Annotated in this window: 17 protein-coding genes; 8 read left to right on the forward strand and 9 right to left on the reverse strand. The window is 66.9% G+C overall.

Features of this window, described 5'->3' with window-relative positions; all coding sequences use genetic code 11:
* Positions 1-44: 44 nt before the first annotated feature.
* Positions 45-2,465 carry a DUF6049 family protein gene (locus OG406_RS20445; RefSeq protein WP_329187070.1) on the reverse strand — a complete coding sequence of 807 codons (2,421 nt, stop codon included), beginning with the start codon at positions 2,463-2,465 and terminating at the stop codon, positions 45-47.
* 220 nt (positions 2,466-2,685) lie between these two features.
* On the opposite strand from OG406_RS20445, the gene OG406_RS20450 reads away from it, so the two are divergent.
* A complete protein-coding gene (locus tag OG406_RS20450) occupies positions 2,686-4,152 on the forward strand; it encodes a CCA tRNA nucleotidyltransferase (RefSeq protein ID WP_267051334.1) in 1,467 nt (488 codons plus the stop codon).
* 195 nt (positions 4,153-4,347) lie between these two features.
* Here the strand turns inward: OG406_RS20450 and OG406_RS20455 are convergent, their stop codons facing one another.
* From OG406_RS20455 to OG406_RS20470, 4 genes are all read right to left on the reverse strand, one after another.
* Positions 4,348-4,854, reverse strand: a complete 507-nt coding sequence (locus OG406_RS20455; protein ID WP_164372701.1) for an LppU/SCO3897 family protein — start codon at positions 4,852-4,854, stop codon at positions 4,348-4,350.
* A 114-nt stretch (positions 4,855-4,968) separates the two neighbouring features.
* Positions 4,969-6,231: an MFS transporter gene (locus tag OG406_RS20460; RefSeq protein WP_164372700.1), complete on the reverse strand. Its 1,263-nt coding sequence runs from the start codon at positions 6,229-6,231 to the stop codon at positions 4,969-4,971.
* An 81-nt stretch (positions 6,232-6,312) separates the two neighbouring features.
* On the reverse strand, positions 6,313-7,395 hold the full coding sequence (locus OG406_RS20465) for an inositol-3-phosphate synthase (protein WP_329187072.1): 1,083 nt from the start codon (positions 7,393-7,395) through the stop codon (positions 6,313-6,315).
* A 43-nt stretch (positions 7,396-7,438) separates the two neighbouring features.
* On the reverse strand, positions 7,439-8,122 hold the full coding sequence (locus OG406_RS20470; protein ID WP_081218319.1) for a PadR family transcriptional regulator: 684 nt from the start codon (positions 8,120-8,122) through the stop codon (positions 7,439-7,441).
* Positions 8,123-8,496: 374 nt separating this feature from the next.
* Here OG406_RS20470 and OG406_RS20475 point away from each other — a divergent pair, with 374 nt between their 5' ends.
* Entirely contained in the window at positions 8,497-11,220 is a 2,724-nt protein-coding gene (locus tag OG406_RS20475; RefSeq protein WP_329187075.1) for a transglycosylase domain-containing protein, read from the forward strand.
* 118 nt (positions 11,221-11,338) lie between these two features.
* On the forward strand, positions 11,339-12,847 hold the full coding sequence (locus OG406_RS20480; protein WP_164372696.1) for a glycosyltransferase family 87 protein: 1,509 nt from the start codon (positions 11,339-11,341) through the stop codon (positions 12,845-12,847).
* A gap of 107 nt (positions 12,848-12,954) precedes the next feature.
* On the opposite strand, the gene OG406_RS20485 is transcribed toward OG406_RS20480, so the two are convergent.
* The 3 genes from OG406_RS20485 to OG406_RS20495 all read right to left on the reverse strand — a co-directional run bounded on the left by OG406_RS20485 (position 12,955) and on the right by OG406_RS20495 (position 15,712).
* Positions 12,955-13,986 (reverse strand): alanine racemase, encoded by a 1,032-nt coding sequence (locus tag OG406_RS20485; RefSeq protein WP_081218316.1) that lies wholly within the window; start codon positions 13,984-13,986, stop codon positions 12,955-12,957.
* A 129-nt stretch (positions 13,987-14,115) separates the two neighbouring features.
* Positions 14,116-15,237, reverse strand: coding sequence for a peptidoglycan bridge formation glycyltransferase FemX (femX, locus tag OG406_RS20490; protein WP_081218315.1), 1,122 nt, complete (start codon positions 15,235-15,237; stop codon positions 14,116-14,118).
* A 163-nt stretch (positions 15,238-15,400) separates the two neighbouring features.
* Positions 15,401-15,712, reverse strand: coding sequence for a hypothetical protein (locus OG406_RS20495; RefSeq protein WP_164372695.1), 312 nt, complete (start codon positions 15,710-15,712; stop codon positions 15,401-15,403).
* A gap of 288 nt (positions 15,713-16,000) precedes the next feature.
* Here OG406_RS20495 and rpsF point away from each other — a divergent pair, with 288 nt between their 5' ends.
* The 4 genes from rpsF (at position 16,001) to rplI (ending at position 17,735) form a co-directional block, all read left to right on the forward strand.
* On the forward strand, positions 16,001-16,291 hold the full coding sequence (gene rpsF / locus OG406_RS20500) for a 30S ribosomal protein S6 (RefSeq protein ID WP_037615007.1): 291 nt from the start codon (positions 16,001-16,003) through the stop codon (positions 16,289-16,291).
* A gap of 76 nt (positions 16,292-16,367) precedes the next feature.
* The gene (locus OG406_RS20505; protein WP_164372693.1) at positions 16,368-16,976 is read left to right on the forward strand and encodes a single-stranded DNA-binding protein; all 609 of its coding nucleotides are present in this window, start codon (positions 16,368-16,370) and stop codon (positions 16,974-16,976) included.
* A gap of 57 nt (positions 16,977-17,033) precedes the next feature.
* On the forward strand, positions 17,034-17,270 hold the full coding sequence (gene rpsR / locus OG406_RS20510) for a 30S ribosomal protein S18 (RefSeq protein WP_003949403.1): 237 nt from the start codon (positions 17,034-17,036) through the stop codon (positions 17,268-17,270).
* An 18-nt stretch (positions 17,271-17,288) separates the two neighbouring features.
* Positions 17,289-17,735 carry a 50S ribosomal protein L9 gene (gene rplI / locus OG406_RS20515; protein WP_081218312.1) on the forward strand — a complete coding sequence of 149 codons (447 nt, stop codon included), beginning with the start codon at positions 17,289-17,291 and terminating at the stop codon, positions 17,733-17,735.
* 189 nt (positions 17,736-17,924) lie between these two features.
* On the opposite strand, the gene OG406_RS20520 is transcribed toward rplI, so the two are convergent.
* Positions 17,925-19,262: an MATE family efflux transporter gene (locus OG406_RS20520; RefSeq protein ID WP_329187079.1), complete on the reverse strand. Its 1,338-nt coding sequence runs from the start codon at positions 19,260-19,262 to the stop codon at positions 17,925-17,927.
* Positions 19,263-19,722: 460 nt separating this feature from the next.
* Between OG406_RS20520 and dnaB the strand changes: the two genes are divergently transcribed.
* Positions 19,723-21,198 carry a replicative DNA helicase gene (gene dnaB / locus OG406_RS20525; RefSeq protein WP_164372691.1) on the forward strand — a complete coding sequence of 492 codons (1,476 nt, stop codon included), beginning with the start codon at positions 19,723-19,725 and terminating at the stop codon, positions 21,196-21,198.
* Positions 21,199-21,230: the final 32 nt, after the last annotated feature.

A 21,230-nucleotide genomic window follows, 5' to 3' on the forward strand; every position in this document is an offset into this window, starting at 1 on the left:
TTACCCCACCTCATCGTCCCCGGGCCCACCGGCCACGACATCGCTCAACGGTCCACTCTCTCACCCGTGCCGGACGGGTCGGCGCTTTCCGGAGCGGTGTCCGGTGTCGGGTCACTCGGGTGCCCCGGGTCGTCAGCCCCCGAGTTCGGGCCGGTCGTGCTCTCCTGACCGGCCTCGGAGTCTTCGGCGTCCTCAGTCTCTACGGTGCCATCGGTGTCCTTGTTCACGCCCTCGGCCTCGGGACCGTCCTCGGGTCCGTCCTCGGCCTGTTGGGCGGCAGCCCGCTTGCGCTGCGTGTACATCCGGAAACCGGCGAGCACGAGGAGCAGGACGCCGCCACCGATGACGAGCATCACGGTGGAGGTGATCTCCGTGACCTTGACCTCGAAGGGCACCGCGGCGCCGTAGGGCTGCCCGTCCTCCGTGTACAGCTGGGCGACGACCTTCACCGGGCCGTTGGCCTTGGTGGAGGTGGTGAACTTCACCGACTGGCTGTGTTCACCCGCGACCTTGATCAGCTTCTCGTCGAACGGCCCGTTGCCGATCTTGAGGCGGGTCGGCTGCATGGACGTGAGGCGCAGCGTGAGGTGGCCGACACCCTGGACCAGGTTGTTCTGGACGGTCACGGGGATCGTGGCGCTACGACCCGAGAGCTTCGCGTCCGACTTCTCGATGAGGTGCACCAGCCCGGTGAGCCCGTCGAGGTAGGAGTCCACAGCGTCGCGGAAGACCTTGCCCTCGGCGGGGCGGCCGCGCCAGGACGTCGACATCCCTCGGTTCATGGCCAGGCCGAAGGGCGTGGCCACGCGTGACTTGTCGGTCAGGATCACCTGAAACTTGTCGAGCTTGGTCTGCGTGCCTTGTATCCAGTCGAAGGCCGAGGCCGGCAGCTGCTGACTCTTCAGGGCGCGCGGGTACGAAGAGGCTGGGGGAACCCGTGTGGTGGCCCCCGGGTCCGGCTTGGCCTTGGCGGCGGCCGCCAGCCCCTGCGACTCCGACCAGTTCCCCTGCTGGAGCGTCCTCAGGGCCGCGGCCATGGACTGTGCCTGGCTGGCGGTGGGCATACGCTGCGGCGCGACGACGATGCTGCGCTGGTCCGCGTCCTGAAGGTTGATCATCAAGCTCTGAGCGAGGAACTTCTGGACGGCGAGTGTGGAGTTACCGGCCTTGAGCATGTCGCCCTGGAACGCGGTCGACAGCCGCTCGTCGGCGACGACCGCCGTCGTGCCGCCCCCGATGGGGCGGGCGGCGCTCGGCGTGTACGCCAGCCCGCCCGTCTCCTGAAGACTGTCGCTGCGGGCGATGACCTTGTCCGCGCCGGCAGAGGTCGCCACATTCACGATCGAAGGGTCGATCGCTCCGTCCACCGGCCAGGTGAAGTCCGTACTGGGCTTCACGTGGACGATCGATGCGACCGTGTCGGAAGCCACATCGGTGGCGTCCTTGAGGCGGCTCAGAGAGCCGGTGACCCTGCCGCTGTGGGCGAGGGACGCGATGTCGGGGTCGGCAAAGGGGAGCGCGACGATCTTCTGGCCCTGGACCGTCTTCTCGAGTCTGTCGAGCCAGGCCTTGGCCAGCTCCCGGTTCTTCTCGCTCCCGGCCACGGTTTTGCCGTCGGGCTGCTGGACGCGGTAGCCGCCCCTCATGGCGTCGACCGAGGCCAGCACGTCCGGGTCCAGCACCCACGTGACGTCGAGCCCACTGCCCAGCGACAGGAGCTGGTCCAGCCGGCCGCCCGGGGAGATCTCCTTGGCCAGGTCGTCGTTCTTGAAGACACGCGTCTGCTGCTCGTCCGAACCGGTCTCAGCCGTGAGGTGGACCGAGGAGATCAGCGGCCAGAGGTATGTCGTCTTCGTCTTCGTGTCCGCCGCGTCGGGCTGCCACGGAAGGAACGTCCGCTTGATGCCGAGCACCTGGTCCCACTGCTGGGCCGTCGTCCGGCCCGTGAGGGAGACACCCAGCTGGTAGACCCCGTCGTCCCCCAGATCGAGGTCCTTGACCGGAACCGAGATGCTGAAGTTCTGCGAGCTGCCCGCGGCGAGCCGGGCGACCTTCTCGACGTACTTGCCGCCGACCTCGGCCGCGTCGAGGCCGGGCTGGAAGCTGGTGAGCTTCGCGGCGGTGTCGATGGCGGAACGCGTGGTCAGGGGGGACGAGCCCACACGGATACCCACGTGGGCATCCGTGACGGTCTGCTTGCTCCTGTTGGTGACCGAACCGGAGACGGTGACCGTGTCGCCGTCCGTGGGGGCACTGGGGCTCAGGGACGCGATGTTGATGTCCACCCCGCCCGAGCTCGCGGCATCGGCCGCAGAGGCCTTCTCAGCGGCTTGTGCGGGTACGCCGAGGGGTAGCTGGAGCAGCCCGGCCAGCAACGGCGCCCCGGCCAGCAGTACACCGCTGCGCCGGAGCCACCGACGGGCAGGTGAGGGACTCGTCCCCTGGAAGTCTGCCGCCTCGGCCACGCGCTCGCCCGTCCTCGTCGTCGTCAGTGGTCGTCGGAATGTGCGTCCACGCATGGTAACGATGCGCGCCGAGGGTAAGTGCCGCGGAGTGGTCCACAAGATCGGCGGAGAGCGCCGACTGTCCTGTATGTGGGCCTATCTATGCCCGTGAAATAGGGGACGGCGGTACAAGATTTATGGAGGCGCTTCCCGGCGTCCCGGCCACGTACCCTTTTCTGTTGTGCCGAACGCCAATGAAGACAATCCCAGCGCCCTGAGTCAGGTGCAGCGCCGCGCGGTGAGTGAACTGCTGCGGGTGTCCCCTGTCGCCGACGAGCTCGCCCGCCGTTTCCAGGAGGCGGGGTTCTCGCTTGCCCTGGTGGGCGGCTCGGTCCGGGACGCGCTCCTGGGCCGGCTCGGCAATGACCTGGACTTCACGACGGACGCCCGGCCCGAGGACGTGTTGAAGATCGTCCGTCCGTGGGCGGACGCCGTGTGGGAGGTCGGGATCGCCTTCGGCACCGTGGGGGCTCAGAAGGACGCCCGCGTGGGCGATGTGGAGCAGACGTTCCAGATCGAGATCACCACGTACCGGTCCGAGGCGTATGACCGGACCTCGCGCAAGCCCGAGGTGTCCTACGGCGACTCCATCGAGGAGGACCTCGTCCGTCGCGACTTCACGGTGAACGCGATGGCCGTGGCTTTGCCGGAGAAGGAGTTCATCGACCCGCACGGAGGCCTGGAGGACCTGGAGGGACGCGTCCTGCGCACCCCCGGCACTCCGGAGGCCTCCTTCTCCGACGATCCGCTGCGCATGATGCGGGCCGCGCGGTTCGCCGCACAGCTCGACTTCGAGGTGGCGCCCGAGGTCGTGGCGGCCATGACGGACATGGCCGGACGTATCGAGATCGTCTCGGCGGAGCGTGTGCGGGACGAGCTGAACAAGCTCATTCTGTCTGCGCACCCCCGCAAGGGCCTCACTCTGCTCGTCGACACCGGCCTCGCCGAGTACGTGCTGCCCGAGCTTCCCGCGCTGCGGCTGGAGAGTGACGAGCACCACCGGCACAAGGACGTCTACGAGCACACGCTGATCGTCCTGGAACAGGCGATGGCGCTCGAGGAGGAGGGGCCCGATCTGGTCCTCCGGCTCGCCGCGCTGCTGCACGACATCGGCAAGCCGCGGACCCGTCGCTTCGAGAACGACGGGCGGGTGTCGTTCCACCACCACGAGGTCGTCGGCGCCAAGATGACCAAGAAGCGGATGACGGCGCTCAAGTACTCGAACGATCTCGTGAAGGACGTCTCACGTCTGGTCGAGCTGCATCTGCGCTTCCACGGCTACGGCACCGGCGAGTGGACGGACTCAGCCGTGCGGCGCTACGTCCGGGACGCCGGCCCGCTCCTCGGTCGCCTTCACAAGCTGACGCGCTCCGACTGCACCACTCGGAACAAGCGCCGGGCCGCTGCCCTCTCCCGCGCCTACGACGGATTGGAGGATCGCATCGGGCAGCTCCAGGAGCAGGAGGAACTCGACGCGATCCGTCCGGACCTCGACGGCAACCAGATCATGGAGATCCTGGACATCGGACCGGGGCCCGCGATCGGTCAGGCCTACAAGTTCCTGCTGGAGCTGCGCCTGGAGAACGGTCCGATGGAGCATGAAGCGGCGACGGCAGCACTCAAGGAGTGGTGGGCCGAGCAGGGCTGAGGCGCGGGGGCGTCATGTTTCACGTGAAACATGACGCCCCCGCACTCGGGCGGTCGGCCTGGCGCCGCGGCCAGGCATCGTCCCGAACCTCGGAAGTCATATGCGAACGGCACCGCATGGGGAACCGATGCGGTGCCGTTCGGAGCTCGGCGAATGTTTCACGTGAAACACCGGCCGGCGGGTCACATCCAGGTGTTACTTGTTGTCGCCCAGGCAGAGGGTGAAGGACTCACCCGTCTCTTCCCATGTCAGCGTCGCCGTCGTTCCCGTGACGCTCTGGCACGTCAGCTCAGGAACCGAAGCGCCGTCCGCCTTCTTGAGGACCTTGTGCGTCGCCTTGGCGTTGGTGCAGTCGACCTGCACCACGTCGGGGTCGCTGTCGCTGCCCTTGTTGTAGAGGCAGTCGCCGACGGCGAGCTTCTTGGCGTCTTCGTTGTCCTTGCTGAACAGGTAGCCGCCAATGACCAGGACGGCGACCACGACGCCGCCGATTATCCGCAGGTAGGGCTTGATCCCCCGCTTCGGCTGCTGCGGAGGGGCGAAGCCTGCGGCCTGCTGCTGAGGGAAGCCAGGCTGGCCGGGCTGCTGCGGGTAGCCCTGCGGGGGCTGCTGGGCGTACGGGTTCTGGCCCTGGGGCGGAGGCCCGTAAGGCTGCTGGCCCTGAGCGAACGGGTTCTGGCCCTGAGGCGGCGGTGTGGTCACTGGGAGTCCCCCCATTGGAACGCTGGCGCGTGGCGCGTATAAGACGCACATAAGTTATCGGGCCCCAGTGACAACGCAGTAGCCAGGATTGGCTCTGTGGCACTGATGTGACACTTACTGGAGTTCAAAGCGGGCCATAGCTGCCGCAATGCCCGCGTAGATTGCCGCCACCGTCACCACAAGGGCAGTCGACCGGCCGTCAGAAGGCAGCATCAGCGCGGCCACTCCGGCTGCTCCCACGAACGCGACGTTGAACAGGACGTCGTAGACGGAGAAGATCCGGCCGCGGAAGCCGTCGTCCACCGACGACTGCACGATCGTGTCTGTCGCGATCTTCGCGCCCTGAGTGGTCACTCCCAGGACGAATGCGGCGACCAGCATCGGTGTGGGTGCGAAGGGAAGGCAGAGCGCGGGCTCCAGGACCGCGGCGCCGGCGGCGCAGACCGCGATCCAGCGGCCGGGGCCCAGCCGCCCTGCCGCCCAGGGCGTCACCAAGGCGGCGACGAAGAAGCCCGCCCCCGAGACGCCCACCGCGACTCCCAGGAGAGCGAGCCCGTCGTCCGATCCGGACGCCCAGGCGTAGCGGCAGAGCATCAGCAACATGACGGTCAGGGCGCCGTAGCAGAAGCGCAGCAGCGTCATCGCCATCAGAGCCCAGGCCGCCTCCCGCCGCGGGGGCTGGGCGAGATGACGTACACCCGCGGCGAGGCCGCGTGCGGTGCCGGCGAGTGCCTTGGCGACACGTGGATGGAGCAACTCGCGATCAGGCCCGAGGAGTTCCGGCGCGATGCGGGCGGCGGCGAGGGCGGCGCAGAGGTACAGCGAGGCTCCTACGAGGACCACCGCCGCGTCGGAGTCCGCGACGAGCAGCCGTACGACGAACGCGATTCCTCCGCCCATCGTGGCGGCCAACGTTCCGGCGGTGGGGGAAAGGGAGTTGGCCAGCACCAGACGATCCGTATCGACGACGCGAGGCAGTGAGGCCGACAGCCCGGCCAGGACGAAGCGGTTGACCGCGGTGACACAGAGCGCCGAGACGTAGAAGAGCCAGTCGGGGACATGGCTCAGCATCAGAACGGCTGTCAGGCACGCGAGGGCCGTGCGCAGGAGATTGCCGTACAGAAAAACCTGCCGCCGCCGCCACCGGTCCAGAAGGACACCCGCGAAGGGACCGATCAGCGAGTACGGAAGCAGCAGGATCGCCATCGCGGAGGCGATGGAGGCTGCGGAGGTCTGGTTCTCCGGGGAGAAGACGACGTAGGTGGCCAGCGCGACCTGGAAGACACCGTCTGCGCCCTGCGACAGCAGTCGTACGGCGAGCAGGCGTCTGAACCCCTGAAAGCGCAGGAGGACGCGCACGTCACGCACGACAGCCATGGGGCACAGCCTCACATACGGGGAAGGTCCCCGGGCGCAGTGCCCGGGGACCTTCGACAGCAAGCACGAAGAGCTGTGCTTTTAGCGCTCGACCTCGCCCTTGATGAACTTCTCGACGTTGGCGAAGGCCTCGTCGTCGAAGTACTGGACCGGCGGGGACTTCATGAAGTAGCTCGACGCGGAGAGGATCGGGCCACCGATGCCGCGGTCCTTGGCGATCTTCGCGGCGCGCAGGGCGTCGATGATGACACCGGCCGAGTTCGGGGAGTCCCAGACCTCGAGCTTGTACTCCAGGTTCAGCGGGACGTCACCGAAGGCACGGCCCTCGAGGCGGACGTACGCCCACTTGCGGTCGTCGAGCCAGGCCACGTAGTCCGACGGACCGATGTGGACGTTCTTCTCGCCCATGTCGCGGTCGGGGATCTGCGAGGTGACGGCCTGCGTCTTCGAGATCTTCTTGGACTCGAGGCGGTCGCGCTCCAGCATGTTCTTGAAGTCCATGTTGCCGCCGACGTTGAGCTGCATCGTGCGCTCAAGGCGGACACCGCGGTCCTCGAACAGCTTCGCCATCACACGGTGCGTGATGGTGGCGCCGACCTGCGACTTGATGTCGTCGCCGACGATCGGGACGCCGGCCTCGGTGAACTTGTCCGCCCACTCCTTGGTGCCGGCGATGAAGACCGGGAGAGCGTTGACGAAGGCGACCTTGGCGTCGATGGCGCACTGGGCGTAGAACTTCGCCGCGGCCTCGGAACCGACGGGCAGGTAGCAGATCAGGACGTCGACCTGCCTGTCCTTGAGGACCTGGACCACGTCGACCGGCGCCTCGGCGGACTCCTCGATGGTCATGCGGTAGTACTTACCGAGACCGTCCAGGGTGTGACCGCGCTGGACCGTGACGCCCTTGTTGGGGACGTCGCAGATCTTGATGGTGTTGTTCTCGCTGGCACCGATGGCGTCGGAGAGGTCGAGGCCGACCTTCTTCGCGTCGACGTCGAACGCGGCGACGAACTCGACGTCACCGACGTGGTAGTCGCCGAACTGGACGTGCATCAGGCCGGGGACCTTGGCCGCCGGGTCGGCGTCCTTGTAGTACTCGACGCCCTGAACCAGCGAGGCGGCGCAGTTGCCCACGCCGACGATGGCTACGCGAACCGAACCCATTCCGGTTGCTCCCTGTGTGTATCGGTGAAACCCCGAATGGGTCTCACGTGACGGTGTCGTCGGACGGATCCGGCCGGGTGCTGTCCCGGTGCCGGGGCAGGCCGCCCGTCTCTCCAGATGTGTTGTCCTGCTGAGCGGAGCCTTCGGAGGCGGAAGTCTTGATGTCCCGTCCGGCTCGCTCACTCTCGATGAGCTCGTTCAGCCAGCGCACTTCGCGCTCCACGGACTCCATTCCGTGGCGCTGGAGCTCAAGCGTGTAGTCGTCGAGGCGCTCTCGGGTGCGCGCCAGTGAGGCGCGCATCTTCTCGAGGCGCTCCTCCAGACGGCTGCGGCGACCTTCCAGTACGCGCATGCGCACATCGCGTGACGTCTGCCCGAAGAAGGCGAAGCGAGCAGCGAAGTGCTCGTCCTCGTAGGCGTCGGGACCCGTCTGCGCGAGAAGTTCCTCGAAGTGATCCTTACCTTCTGCCGTCAATCGATAGACGATCTTGGCGCGACGTCCCGCGAGTGTTGCCGTGAGAGCGTCTTCGGGTGTGGATCCTGCTTCCTCGATCAACCAGCCGTTGGCGACCAGCGTCTTGAGGCAGGGGTAGAGCGTTCCGTAGCTGAAGGCACGGAAGACACCCAGTGATGTGTTGAGTCGTTTGCGCAGCTCATAGCCGTGCATCGGAGACTCGCGGAGCAGGCCGAGTACGGCGAACTCGAGGATCCCGGCACGCCGGCTCACTGTCGCCTCCTCCCTGTCGCTGCCTCGTCAGCGCGACGTTTATGCCGTGCTGATGTATCGACTCGATACATCAGCACGATAGAACGCCTCTGCGGTTGCGACAAGAGGGGCCAAGGTGAACGGCGTCACATCACTGATTCATACGAAGCAAGTTGCCTGATTTGGGGTGAACTTCGGTGCTAGGCAGGTTTTGACGGTGCGTAGTCTGTGCGGCATGCACACCACCGGGAACCGAGTGACGACTGAGGACGTCATCGTCTTCGGTGCAGTACGGGTGAATGCGCGATCGACCGCATCCGTACTTCGGGGGGACCGGAAACCAGCCGCCGTTTCCAGGCGCGCAAAGGTGCGCCTGCCCGAGGAGTAATCGTTCGATGAGCGAGCACCGTCGCAAACCGTCGCAGCCGCAGGGCGGCGGGCGTGCCGCGGCCCGACGCGGTCAGCCCGACCCGTCCGCAGGCCGCCGCGCGGCACCGCGAGGCGCCACCGGGTCTCCTTCCGATTCCTACGAGTCGGGGGGTGAAGAGCGCGCGTACGGCAGTCGTGCCGAGGCACGGCGAGCCGCACAGAAAGGCAGCGGCGGCCGCCGCCGAGCCGCCGACGGCGCCGGACGTGGCGGTCCCGGCGGCCCTGGAGGCGGGGGCGGCCGGCGTGGTGGCCCCCCTGGGCCCAGCGGGCCCGGACGCGGTCGTGGCCGCGCCCCCGAGCCCTCCAAGAAGCGCATCGTCGACTACCCGCGCGCCGGCAAGTACGGCGCAGCGCGCTGGGTGCCGTCCTGGAAACTCGTGACGGGTCTCTTCATCGGCTTCTGCGGCAGCCTTGTCGCGGTCGCGGGTGTCGCGTACGCCCTGGTCGGTGTCCCGGACGAGGCCAAGACGGCGACCGCGCAGAACAACGTCTACTACTGGGCGAGCGGCGAGCAGATGGTCGCGACGGGCGGTGAGACCAACCGCCAGATCATCGGCTACGCGCAGATCCCCAAGGAGATGCGCTACGCGGTGATGTCGGCCGAGAACAAGACGTTCGAGTCCGACAGCGGTGTCGACCCGATGGGTATCGCCCGTGCCTTCGTGAACATGGCCAAGGGCGGACAGACACAGGGTGGCTCCACCATCACCCAGCAGTACGTGAAGAACGCCATGCTGGACGATCAGTCACAGACGATCTCCCGCAAGTTCAAGGAGCTGTTCGTCTCCGTCAAGGTCGGTGCCTCGGTACCGAAGGAAGACATCATGGCCGGCTACCTGAACTCGGCCTACTACGGACGTAACGCCTACGGCATCCAGGCTGCCGCGCGGGCCTACTTCAACACGGAAGCCACAAAGCTGAACCCGAGCCAGTGCGCGTTCCTGGCAGCCGTGCTCAAGGGCGCCACGTACTACGACCCCGCCGGGTCACCGTCGATCGACCCCGCCGCCACGGCGCAGGCCAACCGCAAGCGTGCCGAGGCCCGCTGGGAGTGGATCCTCAACGAAGAGGTCAAGGACGGGCGCCTGAAGCAGACGGAACGCGCCAAGTACAAGGACTTCCCCAAAGTCCAGAGCCCGCGGTCCAACGCGGCACTGGGCGGGCAGATCGGCTACCTGGTCGATCTGGCGAACTCGTACATCGTGAACAACAGCGACAAGACCGGTATCACCGAGACCAAGCTTCGGCAGGGCGGCTACGAGATCCACACGACCTTCGACAAGAAGAAGGTCGACGCCCTTGAGGCCTCGGTGAAGAAGGTGCAGAAAGCCAACATCAAGGAGAAGCTGCGCCCGAAGACGGACAAGTACGTCCAGTTCGGCGGAGCATCGGTCAACCCAGGCACCGGCGCGATCGAGGCCATCTACGGCGGCTCTGACGCCACCAAGCACTTCACCAACAACGCCGACCAGACCGGTGCGCAGGTGGGCTCCACCTTCAAGCCGTTCGTTCTGGCGGCGGCCATGACCTGGGGGGCACGGGATCCCGAAGGGCCCGAGGAGCAGGCGCAGGACGAGCGCACCATCGTCTCCCCGAAGAGTCTGTACAGCGGCAAGAACAAGCTGAAGATCAAGGACTACAACGGGACCGACTGGCAGGACGACAAGGGCAAGGAGTGGCTGCAGCAGAACGACGGCCAGCAGTCGTACAACCCGCCCAGCTACAAGATCGACCTGCGTGAGGCGATGCGCGAGTCCGTGAACTCTGCCTACGTCCAGTTGGGTATGGACGTAGGCCTGGACAAGGTCAAGGACTCTGTGCTGCGCGCGGGCATCAAGGAGTCCAGCCTCGCCAGTTCCAGGTTCCCCTCGTTCTCGCTGGGTACCTCGTCTCCGAGCGCGATCCGCATGGCCGGTGCCTACGCCACCTTCGCCGCCAGCGGCGAGCAGCGTGACCCGTACTCGGTCGAGAAGATCACGAACAGGGACGGCAACGTCTTCCAGCACGACGACGTCGAGAAGAGCACAGAGGCCTTCAGCTCGAAGGTCGCCGACAACGTCACTGACGTCCTGAAGACCGTGGTCGAGAAGGGCACCGGTACGAACGCCCAGCTCAAGGGCCGTGAGGTGGCGGGCAAGACCGGTACTACGGACGGCAACAAGTCCGCCTGGTTCGTCGGCTACACCCCGCAGCTGTCCACGGCGATCAGCATGTACCGCCTGGACGACGACGAGACCAAGAAGAACCGCAAGTTCCTTCAGATGTACGGCACGGGTGGCGAGAAGACCATCCACGGCGCCTCATTCCCGTCGCAGATCTGGCGGGACTACATGGAGGTCGCGCTCAAGGGCGAGAAGGCGGAAACCTTCCCCAAGCCCGAAGAGATCGGCACGGTGCTCAACGACACCCCGAGCCCGACACCGACTCCGACGGTCAGCAAGAGCGAGTCGCCGAGCCCGACGCCGACCCCGACGCCGACCCCCACGCTCACGTCGCCCTCGCCCTCGACGAGTGAGACCTGTGGCAAGTTCGACTGGTCCTGCAACAACGGCGGGACGGACAACGGTGGCACCGACAACGGAGGCACCGACGGAGGCGTGACGTCGACGCCGACGGAGTCCGCGACCGACGGGACCAGCAGAGGCAACAGCAACGGCAATGGCGGGGGCCTCTTCGGAGGCACCGGATAGTCGTCACCGTGTGTGTTTCACGTGAAACACACCGTTTCACGTGAAACGAGGGCCGCCGCACCGACCAGGTGCGGCGGCCCTCAGCGCGTTCCTGGACACGTACGGCAGGATGTGCGGCATGCCCAGTGCAGAGACGACGCGCGTGAGCGCGCACGAGCCGGAGCTGGTGCGGCCGACCAAGGATGACGAGGTCGCCGCCAGCGGCAGCGAACTGATCGGCGGTCCCATCGGGCGGCGAGCCCTGCTCGGGACGTCCTGGTGGACGCCCGTGCGGGTCGTCGCCCTGATCGCGATCGGCATGTTCGCCCTCGGCATGGTCCAGAAGCTGCCCTGCTACGACGGAGGCTGGTTCTTCGGAGCGAGTTCGCAGTACACGCACGCGTGCTACTCGGACATTCCGCACCTCTATCAGGGCCGCGGATTCGCCGACGGGCTCGTGCCCTACTTCGACAAGCTCCCCGGCGACATGGACTACCTCGAGTACCCGGTGCTGACCGGCGTGTTCATGGAGGTGGCGGCCTGGCTCACCCCGGGAAGCGGGAGCATCCAGGATCAGGAGCAGATCTACTGGATGGTCAACGCTGGGATGCTCATGGTGTGCGCGGCGGTCATCGCCGTGTGTGCCGCCCGCACCCACCGGCGACGCCCCTGGGACGGCCTCCTGGTGGCCCTCGCGCCCGCTTTCGCGCTCACGGCCACCATCAACTGGGATCTCCTCGCTGTGGCCCTCCTGGCCGCCGCGATGCTGATGTGGTCGCGGGGACGCGCGCTGGCCTTCGGCATCCTGGTCGGGCTCGCCACGGCCGCCAAGTTCTATCCGTTCCTCGTGCTCGGTCCGCTCTTCCTGCTGTGCTGGCGGGCCGGCAAGTGGCGGGAGTTCGGCACAGCCCTTCTCGGGGCCGTCGGTGCCTGGCTCGTGGTGAACCTTCCGGTCATGTACTTCGCGCCCGAGGGGTGGTCGAAGTTCTACACCTTCAGCCAGGAGCGTGGGGTCGACTTCGGCTCGGTCTTCCTGTTCATCTCGCAGTGGCTGAAGATCACGATCACTCCCGACACGGCCAACACCTGGGCGCTGATCATGATGCTGCTCCTGTGCGCGGGGCTGAGCGCCGTCACGCTCACCGCACCCCGCCGGCCCCGGTTCGCCCAGCTCGCTTTCCTGATCGTCGCGGCCTTCATCCTGACGAACAAGGTCTACTCGCCGCAGTACGTACTCTGGCTCGTCCCTCTCGCCGCTCTGGCACGGCCGCGCTGGCGGGACTTCCTGATCTGGCAGGCGTGCGAGGTCGCGTACTTCCTGGGGATCTGGATGTACCTCGCGTACACGACCAGCGGGGACGCTCACAAGGGTCTTCCGACCGACGGATACCAAGTCGCGATCGCCGTGCACCTGTTGGGAACGCTCTACCTCTGCGCGGTGGTGATCCGGGACATCTTCATGCCCGAACGCGACGTGGTGCGGCGAGCCGGCGACGACGATCCGTCGGGCGGGATCCTGGACGGCGCCGAGGACGTGTTCGTCCTGGGCGCCGCGGCCCATCCGCCGCGGCATGCGGCGCACTTCGACGGACAGCCTCCGGTCGAGTGGGGTGGCCGGAGCGGGCCCCCCGAAGGCGGTTCGCTCTGAGCGAACAGACCAGGGAGAGGTCGCGAGAGGTCATGTGAAAGGCCGTACACGGGCTCCGTGTACGGCCTTTCACATGAGTTGGAGCGATGTCGGAACCGATCCCGATGTCAGCGCTCGACGACCCGGTCGTACTGCGTCGTGGTGTGCCGCAGGTGCGCGACGAGCTCGTCGCCGACCTTCGGCTCCGAGGCGTCGGAGGGCACGAAGAGGATGGAGACCTGCATGTGCGGGGGCTCCGCGAACCAGCGCTGCTTGCCCGCCCAGACGAACGGTGCGAGGTTGCGGTTCACCGTGGCCAGGCCGGCGCGTGCGACGCCCTTGGCCCGCGGCATGACGCCGTGCAGCGCCTTGGGGGCTTCCAGACCCACTCCGTGCGACGTACCGCCCGCCACGACGACGAGCCAGCCGTCCGAGGCGGCCTTCTGCTGCCGGTAGCCGAAGCGGTCGCCCTTGGAGACGCGCGTGACGTCCAGAACGGCTCCGCGGTACTCGGTGGCCTCGTGGTCCCCCAGCCACAGCCGCGTGCCGATGCGGGCGCGGAAGCGGGTCTGCGGGAACTGCTGCTGAAGCCGCGCGAGTTCGTCCGCCTTGAGGTGGCTGACGAACATCGTGTGGAGCGGCAGGCGGGCCGCACGGAGGCGGTCCATCCAGCCGATGACCTCCTCGACGGCGTCCGAGCCGTCGGTGCGGTCCAGCGGCAGGTGGATGGCGAAACCCTCGAGCCGCACGTTCTCGATCGCGGCGTGCAGATGCGGCAGGTCCTGCTCGCTCACACCGTGCCGCTTCATCGAGGACATGACCTCGATGACCACGCGGGCTCCCACGAGGCCGTAGACGCCGTCGATGGACGACACCGACCGGATGACACGGTCGGGCAGCGGCACGGGCTCCTCGCCGCGCCTGAACGGCGTCAGCACCAGGAGATCGCCACCGAACCAGTCCTTGATCCGGGCGGCCTCGTACGTGGTGCCCACGGCGAGGATGTCCGAGCCCAGGCGGGTGGCCTCGTCCGCGAGCCGTTCGTGGCCGAAGCCGTAGCCGTTGCCCTTGCAGACGGGGACCAGCCCCGGAAACTGCTCGGACACCTGCTTGTGGTGTGCCCGCCAGCGCGCGGTGTCGACGTAGAGCGTGAGCGCCATGGCCGGTCCCGGAACCTTTCTCGTGGCTGCCGTGTGTTCAGAGGTACGAAAGCGAATTGTCGCTGATTTCTCGGGCCGATGGGGAGGTGCCGGGCTCGATCGGGGGCCTGGCACGTGTTCCGGGTCGGCTCAGCGGCGCGACATGTAGATGTCGAGCGCCTTGTGGAGCAGCTTGTTGAGGGGGAAGTCCCACTCGCCGAGGTACTCGGCCGCCTCGCCGCCGGTGCCCACCTTGAACTGGATGAGGCCGAAGAGGTGGTCGGTCTCGTCCAGCGAGTCGGAGATGCCGCGCAGGTCGTAGACCGTGGCACCGAGGGCGTACGAGTCGCGCAGCATGCGCCACTGCATCGCGTTCGAGGGCCGGACCTCGCGACCGATGTTGTCCGAGGCACCGTAGGAGTACCAGACGTGGCCGCCCACGACGAGCATCGTCGCGGCGGAGAGGTTCACGCCGTTGTGACGCGCGAAGTAGAGCCGCATGCGGTTCGGGTCCTCGGTGTTGAGGGCCGTCCACATGCGCTGGAAGTACGACAGCGGGCGCGGCCGGAAGTGGTCGCGCACCGCGGTGATCTCGTAGAGCCGCTGCCACTCCTCCAGGTCGTGGTAGCCACCCTGGACGACCTCGACGCCGGCCTTCTCGGCCTTCTTGATGTTGCGGCGCCAGAGCTGGTTGAAGTTCTTGTGGACCTCTTCCAGCGAACGGTTGGCGAGCGGCACCTGGAAGACGTAGCGGGGCTGGACGTCACCGAAGCCGGCGCCGCCGTCCTCGCCCTGCTGCCAGCCCATGCGGCGCAGCTTGTCGGCCACCTCGAAGGCGCGCGGTTCGATGAAGTCGGCCTCGATGTCGCGCAGGCGCTTCACGTCCGGGTTCTGGATGCCGCCCTTGATGGAGGTGGCCTCCCAGCGCCGGATGATCACCGGCGGGCCCATCTTCACGGAGAAGGCGCCCTGCTGCTTGAGGTGCGCGAGCATCGGCTGCAGCCAGTCGTCCAGGTTCGGCGCGAACCAGTTGATGACCGGGCCCTCGGGAAGGTAGGCCAGGTAACGCTTGATCTTGGGCAGCTGGCGGTAGAGCACCAGGCCCGCGCCGACCATCTCGCCGGTCCGGTCGTCGAACCACCCGAGGTTCTCGGAGCGCCATTCGGCCTTTACGTCTGCCCATGCGGGGACCTGCATGTGACTGGCCGCGGGCAGGCTCTGGATGTACGCCAGATGCTGCTCACGGCTGATGGTCCTCAGGGTCAGGCTCATTAGGGGCGCTCCTCGGGCTGGTGTGTCCCCATGGGTACAAGGGCTCCGGCTCTCGCGCCGAAGCCTACTGCGCCCTGCGAGCGCCCCGTCTGGCCGTATGCAACCTGAACCCCGGGAAGAGAACGTGGAGCGTCCCGGGGTCAGGGGAAAACGGACGTTCGACTCAGAACGTCCCACCGAAGAGGCCGCCGTGGGCCAGACCGAGGTAGAAACCGACCCCCGCGAGACCGAGTCCCAGGATCAGTCCGAAGCGCTCCCGGGTCGTCACGGAGATGAACTGCCCGTAGGCGCCGGTGAGGATCCCGACGAGGCCGGCCCACGAGCTGATCAGATGGAGGCTGTGGAACATCGACGTGACGAAGGCCAGGATCCCGAGCACCAGAGTCACCGCGAGCAAGGTGTCCTGGAGGGGATGAGGCTTGCCGTCCGTGGCGAAGAGTGAGCCGGTGGTGTTCGGTCGCAATACCTGTGCCATAAGGCACCTCCTGCGGAAGGCGGCGCATCGTAGCGCCATACACACCCGATGTGTACAGACTGGGGGTCAACCCGGTCGGATTTCAACCGGAAGGCAGGGTGCAGGTAGTCTGTACCGTCTGCACCGGTGTCTGCCCAGGCTCATGGCCAGGTCACGACAGGGATTGCCGCTCGGTTTCACCGACGGGGACCCCGATTGTCAGTGGCGGCCGATACCGTTGCGTACGCATCACAACCCTCCTGCCACGGAACGACCGTGGCCGCTGAGTCCAAAGGAGGTGGGTTCCACATGCGTCACTACGAAGTGATGGTCATCCTCGACCCCGATCTGGAGGAGCGCGCTGTCGCCCCCCTGATCGAGAACTTCCTCTCCGTCGTCCGTGAGGGCGCCGGAAAGGTCGAAAAGGTCGACACCTGGGGCCGTCGTCGTCTCTCGTACGAGATCAAGAAGAAGCCCGAGGGCATCTACTCGGTCATCGACCTGCAGGCCGAGCCTGCGGTCGTCAAGGAGCTCGACCGCCAGATGAACCTGAACGAGTCGGTCCTCCGGACCAAGGTCCTCCGTCCCGAGACCCACTGAGCTTCCAGCTCAGCTGATCTCGGGCATCGAGTAGCAGCACCAGCAGCCAGCAGCAAACCCGCCGAGAGGTACCCCCATGGCAGGCGAGACCGTCATCACGGTTGTCGGCAATCTTGTCGACGACCCCGAGCTGCGCTTCACCCCTTCCGGTGCGGCGGTCGCGAAGTTCCGTGTCGCGTCCACTCCCCGCACCTTCGACCGTCAGACCAACGAGTGGAAGGACGGCGAGAGCCTGTTCCTGACCTGCTCGGTCTGGCGTCAGGCGGCGGAGAACGTCGCAGAGTCGCTCACGCGAGGCATGCGCGTCATCGTGCAGGGCCGGCTGAAGCAGCGGTCCTACGATGACCGTGAGGGCGTCAAGCGCACGGTCTACGAGCTGGACGTCGAGGAAGTCGGCGCCAGCCTGAAGAACGCCACGGCCAAGGTCACGAAGACCACGGGTCGAAGTGGCCAGGGCGGCCAGGGTGGTTACGGCGGCGGTGGCGGCGGCCAGCAGGGCGGTGGCTGGGGCGGTGGCTCCGGCGGCGCTCCGCAGGGCGGCGGCGCTCCCGCTGACGACCCCTGGGCGACCGGCGCTCCCGCCGGTGGCAACCAGGGCGGCGGCGGTGGCGGTGGCGGTTGGGGCGGAAACTCCGGCGGTGCCGGCGGTTCCGGCGGCGGCTACTCGGACGAGCCCCCCTTCTAGGCCCTCGGGCCGAGGGTGGGTCGTACCCCCACTTCTTGATCACACAGGAGATACACCATGGCGAAGCCGCCTGTGCGCAAGCCGAAGAAGAAGGTCTGCGCTTTCTGCAAGGACAAGGTCACGTACGTGGACTACAAGGACACGAACATGCTGCGGAAGTTCATTTCCGACCGCGGCAAGATCCGTGCCCGCCGCGTGACCGGCAACTGCACGCAGCACCAGCGTGACGTCGCCACGGCTGTGAAGAACAGCCGTGAGATGGCGCTGCTGCCCTACACGTCCACCGCGCGATAAGGGAAGGGTGACCGACAAATGAAGATCATCCTCACCCACGAGGTCTCCGGCCTCGGTGCCGCGGGCGACGTCGTCGACGTCAAGGACGGCTACGCTCGCAACTACCTGATCCCGCGGAACTTTGCGATCCGCTGGACCAAGGGCGGCGAGAAGGACGTCGAGCAGATTCGTCGTGCTCGCAAGATCCACGAGATCGCCACCATCGAGCAGGCCAACGAGATCAAGGCCCGCCTCGAAGGTGTCAAGGTCCGCCTGGCCGTTCGCTCCGGCGACGCCGGTCGTCTCTTCGGTTCCGTCACCCCGGCCGACGTCGCTTCGGCGATCAAGGCTTCCGGTGGCCCCGAGGTCGACAAGCGCCGCATCGAGCTGGGCTCGCCCATCAAGACCCTGGGCGCCCACGAGACGTCCGTGCGTCTGCACCCCGAGGTTGCCGCCAAGGTCAACGTCGAGGTCGTCGCTGCCTGAGTGCAGCGCTCTGCATAGCTGAGAGAAGGGCCGCACCCCTCGGGGTGCGGCCCTTCTGCGTTGCCGCGATCGGATCGTGGAGAAGCCGAGAGAAACCGAGCGACCCGCCTGTGACGGAGTAGGGCGTTTCTGGTGTTTCACGTGAAACGCGTCGTCGTTTCACGTGAAACGACGACGCGGTCAGCGCCGTCAGCGCGTTGCGCCCGTGACGATCCAGCGGCCCGAACGGGAACGCAGCCACAACGTCACCATGCGCATCGTCATCATCAGTGCCATGGCGCCCCAGAGTGCGGTCAGCCCGCCGCCGAGTACGGGGACGAGCAACGCGACGGGGGCGAAGACCGCCAGTGTCAGCAGCATCGCGCGCGCCAGATACGGGCCGTCCCCCGCGCCCATCAGGACTCCGTCCAACACGAAGGCGACGCCGCAGATCGGCTGCACGAGAGCCACGACGACCAGCGCCGGCAGCGCCGTGTCCTGCACACCCGTGTCGCCGCTGAACAGCGGAAGGAACACGGAGCGGGTCGCCACGACCAGCAGACCGAGGACGATACCGGTGGCGATGCCCCACTGGATCATGCGTCGGCATGTCTCGCGGGCGCCGTGTGCGTCGCCCGCGCCCAGATAGCGACCGATGATGGCCTGGCCCGCTATGGCGATGGCGTCGAGAGCGAAGGCAAGCAGACTCCACAGCGACAGGATGATCTGGTGCGCGGCCATGTCGGCGTCCCCCAGCCGGGCGGCGACGGCAGTGGCGATCAGCAGGATCGCCCTGAGCGACAGAGTACGGACGAGCAGGGGCGCCCCAGCCTGGGCGCAGGCGCGTATCCCGTCGGCATCCGGTCGAAGGGACGCGTCGTGTTTCCGGGCACCTCGCACGACGACGTAGAGATAGACGGCCGCCATGGCCCACTGAGCGATGACGGTGCCCCAGGCGGAGCCGGCGATACCGAGGCCGACTCCATAGACGAGGAGTCCGTTGAGGGCAGCGTTGGCGACGAAGCCACCGACGGCGACATACAGCGGAGTCCTTGTGTCCTGAAGTCCGCGCAGCACTCCTGTTGCGGCGAGGACGACGAGCATGGCGGGAATGCCGAACGCCGAGATCCGGAGATACGTCGTTGCGTACGGAGCTGCGGTGTCGGAGGCGCCGAAGAGTGCCATCAAGGAAGGCGCCGTGGGGAGCGTGACGACGATGACGGCCACACCGATGAGCAGGGCGAGCCAGATGCCGTCCATCCCCTGTTTGATCGCGGCTCCGAGATCACCCGCGCCGACGCGTCGCGCGACGGCGGCTGTGGTGGCGTAGGCGAGGAAGACGAAGACGCCGACCGCTGTCATGAGCAGCGCGGAGGCGACGCCGAGTCCGGCCAGTTGCGCAGTGCCCAGATGGCCGACGATGGCGCTGTCGGCCATGACGAAAAGAGGCTCGGCGACGAGTGCACCGAAGGCCGGGACGGCCAGCGCGACGATCTCTCGGTCATGCCGACGCCGGGCGGTCCGGGGTGCCGCGGGAGCCTGTGTCATGAGCACCAATCTAATCTTCCACAGGTAAGAGATGCAATCCCAAAAGGACCCTTACTGTTGGGCTCGCTCGGCGTGTCGCCGCGGACCGTTCGAGCCGATCTTGATCCGGCAGGAAAAGTTTTTCTTCTGCACAACCGGTGGACGGTAAACGGGCAGGTCAGAGCTTGTTCTGTGAAAGAGGTGAGGGCTTGTTCACAGGGCTGTCCACCGAGTCGTGCACAGGTTTTGTGGGGTTCTCCACAGCATCGGGGCCGTCGTCCACATGGCCTGTGGATAACCAGATTGGCTGACGGTGCCCGCGGGCCTAACGTGGTGCGGCGCCCGTTCTCTCCTCCGTCCTCGGAATCCACGCAAAACCGACGCGTGAGAACCGGAGTTGGGCAGCTCAGTTGTCAGTGCCGTGCCGTAGAAATAAGGGGCACGGCTAGGTCCGCTCCGGCGGACGGGAGGAGGTGGCTCGGTGAGTATTTCCGAGCCCTTGGACGACCCCTGGGCGGACAGTGGTCCCAGTGATCGTCTGCCTTCGTCCCGCCAGCGTGGCAGCGGCGGCCGAGGCCGCGACGAGCAGCACGACCGCGATCGGGACAGCGGTTCGTGGGAGAGCGGCGGTTCGTCGTTCGAGCGCGTCCCCCCGCAGGACCTGGACGCCGAACAGTCCGTCCTGGGCGGCATGCTCCTGTCGAAGGACGCCATCGCCGACGTCGTCGAGGTCCTCAAGGGCCATGACTTCTACCGGCCGGCGCACGAGACGATCTACGGATCGATCCTCGACCTGTACGCGAAGGGCGAGCCCGCCGACCCCATCACGGTCGCGGCCGAACTCACCAAGCGCGGCGAGATCACCAAGGTCGGCGGCGCCCCGTATCTGCACACGCTGGTGCAGACCGTCCCCACCGCGGCGAACGCCGAGTACTACGCGGAGATCGTGCACGAGCGCGCGGTGCTCCGGCGTCTGGTCGAAGCGGGCACCCGCATCACCCAGATGGGATACGCGGCCGACGGGGACGTCGACGAGATCGTCAACAGCGCCCAGGCCGAGATCTACGCCGTCACCGAGCAGCGCACCACGGAGGACTATCTGCCGCTCGGCGACATCATGGAGGGCGCGCTCGACGAGATCGAGGCGATCGGATCGCGCTCGGGGGAGATGACCGGTGTGCCGACCGGGTTCACCGACCTCGATTCCCTCACGAACGGTCTGCACCCGGGTCAGATGATCATCATCGCGGCTCGTCCCGCCATGGGTAAGTCGACGCTCGCGCTGGACTTCGCCCGGGCCTGTTCGATCAAGCACAACATGCCGAGCGTGATCTTCTCGCTCGAAATGGGCCGCAACGAGATCGCGATGCGCCTGCTCTCCGCCGAGGCACGCGTGGCGCTGCACCACATGCGGTCCGGCACGATGACCGACGAGGACTGGACCCGACTGGCCCGCCGTATGCCGGACGTGTCGGCTGCTCCCCTCTACATCGACGACTCCCCGAACCTGTCGATGATGGAGATCCGCGCCAAGTGCCGCCGCCTCAAGCAGCGCAGCGACCTGAAGCTCGTCATCATCGACTACCTCCAGCTGATGCAGTCGGGCGGCAAGCGTTCCGAGAGCCGTCAGCAGGAGGTCTCCGACATGTCGCGAAACCTGAAGCTCCTCGCCAAGGAGCTGGAGTTGCCGGTGATCGCGCTGTCGCAGCTGAACCGTGGTCCCGAGCAGCGCACCGACAAGAAGCCCATGGTCTCCGACCTGCGTGAATCCGGCTCCATCGAGCAGGACGCGGACATGGTCATCCTGCTCCATCGCGAGGACGCGTACGAGAAGGAGTCACCGCGCGCCGGCGAGGCCGACATCATCGTCGGCAAGCACCGTAACGGCCCCACGGCCACGATCACGGTGGCCTTCCAGGGTCACTACTCCCGCTTCGTGGACATGGCACAGACCTGATCCGGAAGGCCGGCAGAGCCACGCCGGACATA

The organism is Streptomyces sp. NBC_01428, from assembly GCF_036231965.1.
Taxonomy (GTDB): domain Bacteria; phylum Actinomycetota; class Actinomycetes; order Streptomycetales; family Streptomycetaceae; genus Streptomyces.

Excerpts from the sequence above, each read along its gene's own strand:
- OG406_RS20465 (WP_329187072.1), bottom strand. The coding sequence starts at position 7,395 with ATGGGTTCGGTTCGCGTAGCCATCGTCGGCGTGGGCAACTGCGCCGCC.
- femX (WP_081218315.1), bottom strand. The coding sequence starts at position 15,237 with ATGAGCCTGACCCTGAGGACCATCAGCCGTGAGCAGCATCTGGCGTAC.
- OG406_RS20485 (WP_081218316.1), bottom strand. The coding sequence starts at position 13,986 with ATGGCGCTCACGCTCTACGTCGACACCGCGCGCTGGCGGGCACACCAC.
- OG406_RS20480 (WP_164372696.1), top strand. The coding sequence starts at position 11,339 with ATGCCCAGTGCAGAGACGACGCGCGTGAGCGCGCACGAGCCGGAGCTG.
- OG406_RS20520 (WP_329187079.1), bottom strand. The coding sequence starts at position 19,262 with ATGACACAGGCTCCCGCGGCACCCCGGACCGCCCGGCGTCGGCATGAC.
- OG406_RS20475 (WP_329187075.1), top strand. The coding sequence starts at position 8,497 with ATGAGCGAGCACCGTCGCAAACCGTCGCAGCCGCAGGGCGGCGGGCGT.
- OG406_RS20495 (WP_164372695.1), bottom strand. The coding sequence starts at position 15,712 with ATGGCACAGGTATTGCGACCGAACACCACCGGCTCACTCTTCGCCACG.
- rpsR (WP_003949403.1), top strand. The coding sequence starts at position 17,034 with ATGGCGAAGCCGCCTGTGCGCAAGCCGAAGAAGAAGGTCTGCGCTTTC.
- OG406_RS20460 (WP_164372700.1), bottom strand. The coding sequence starts at position 6,231 with ATGGCTGTCGTGCGTGACGTGCGCGTCCTCCTGCGCTTTCAGGGGTTC.
- OG406_RS20505 (WP_164372693.1), top strand. The coding sequence starts at position 16,368 with ATGGCAGGCGAGACCGTCATCACGGTTGTCGGCAATCTTGTCGACGAC.
- rpsF (WP_037615007.1), top strand. The coding sequence starts at position 16,001 with ATGCGTCACTACGAAGTGATGGTCATCCTCGACCCCGATCTGGAGGAG.
- rplI (WP_081218312.1), top strand. The coding sequence starts at position 17,289 with ATGAAGATCATCCTCACCCACGAGGTCTCCGGCCTCGGTGCCGCGGGC.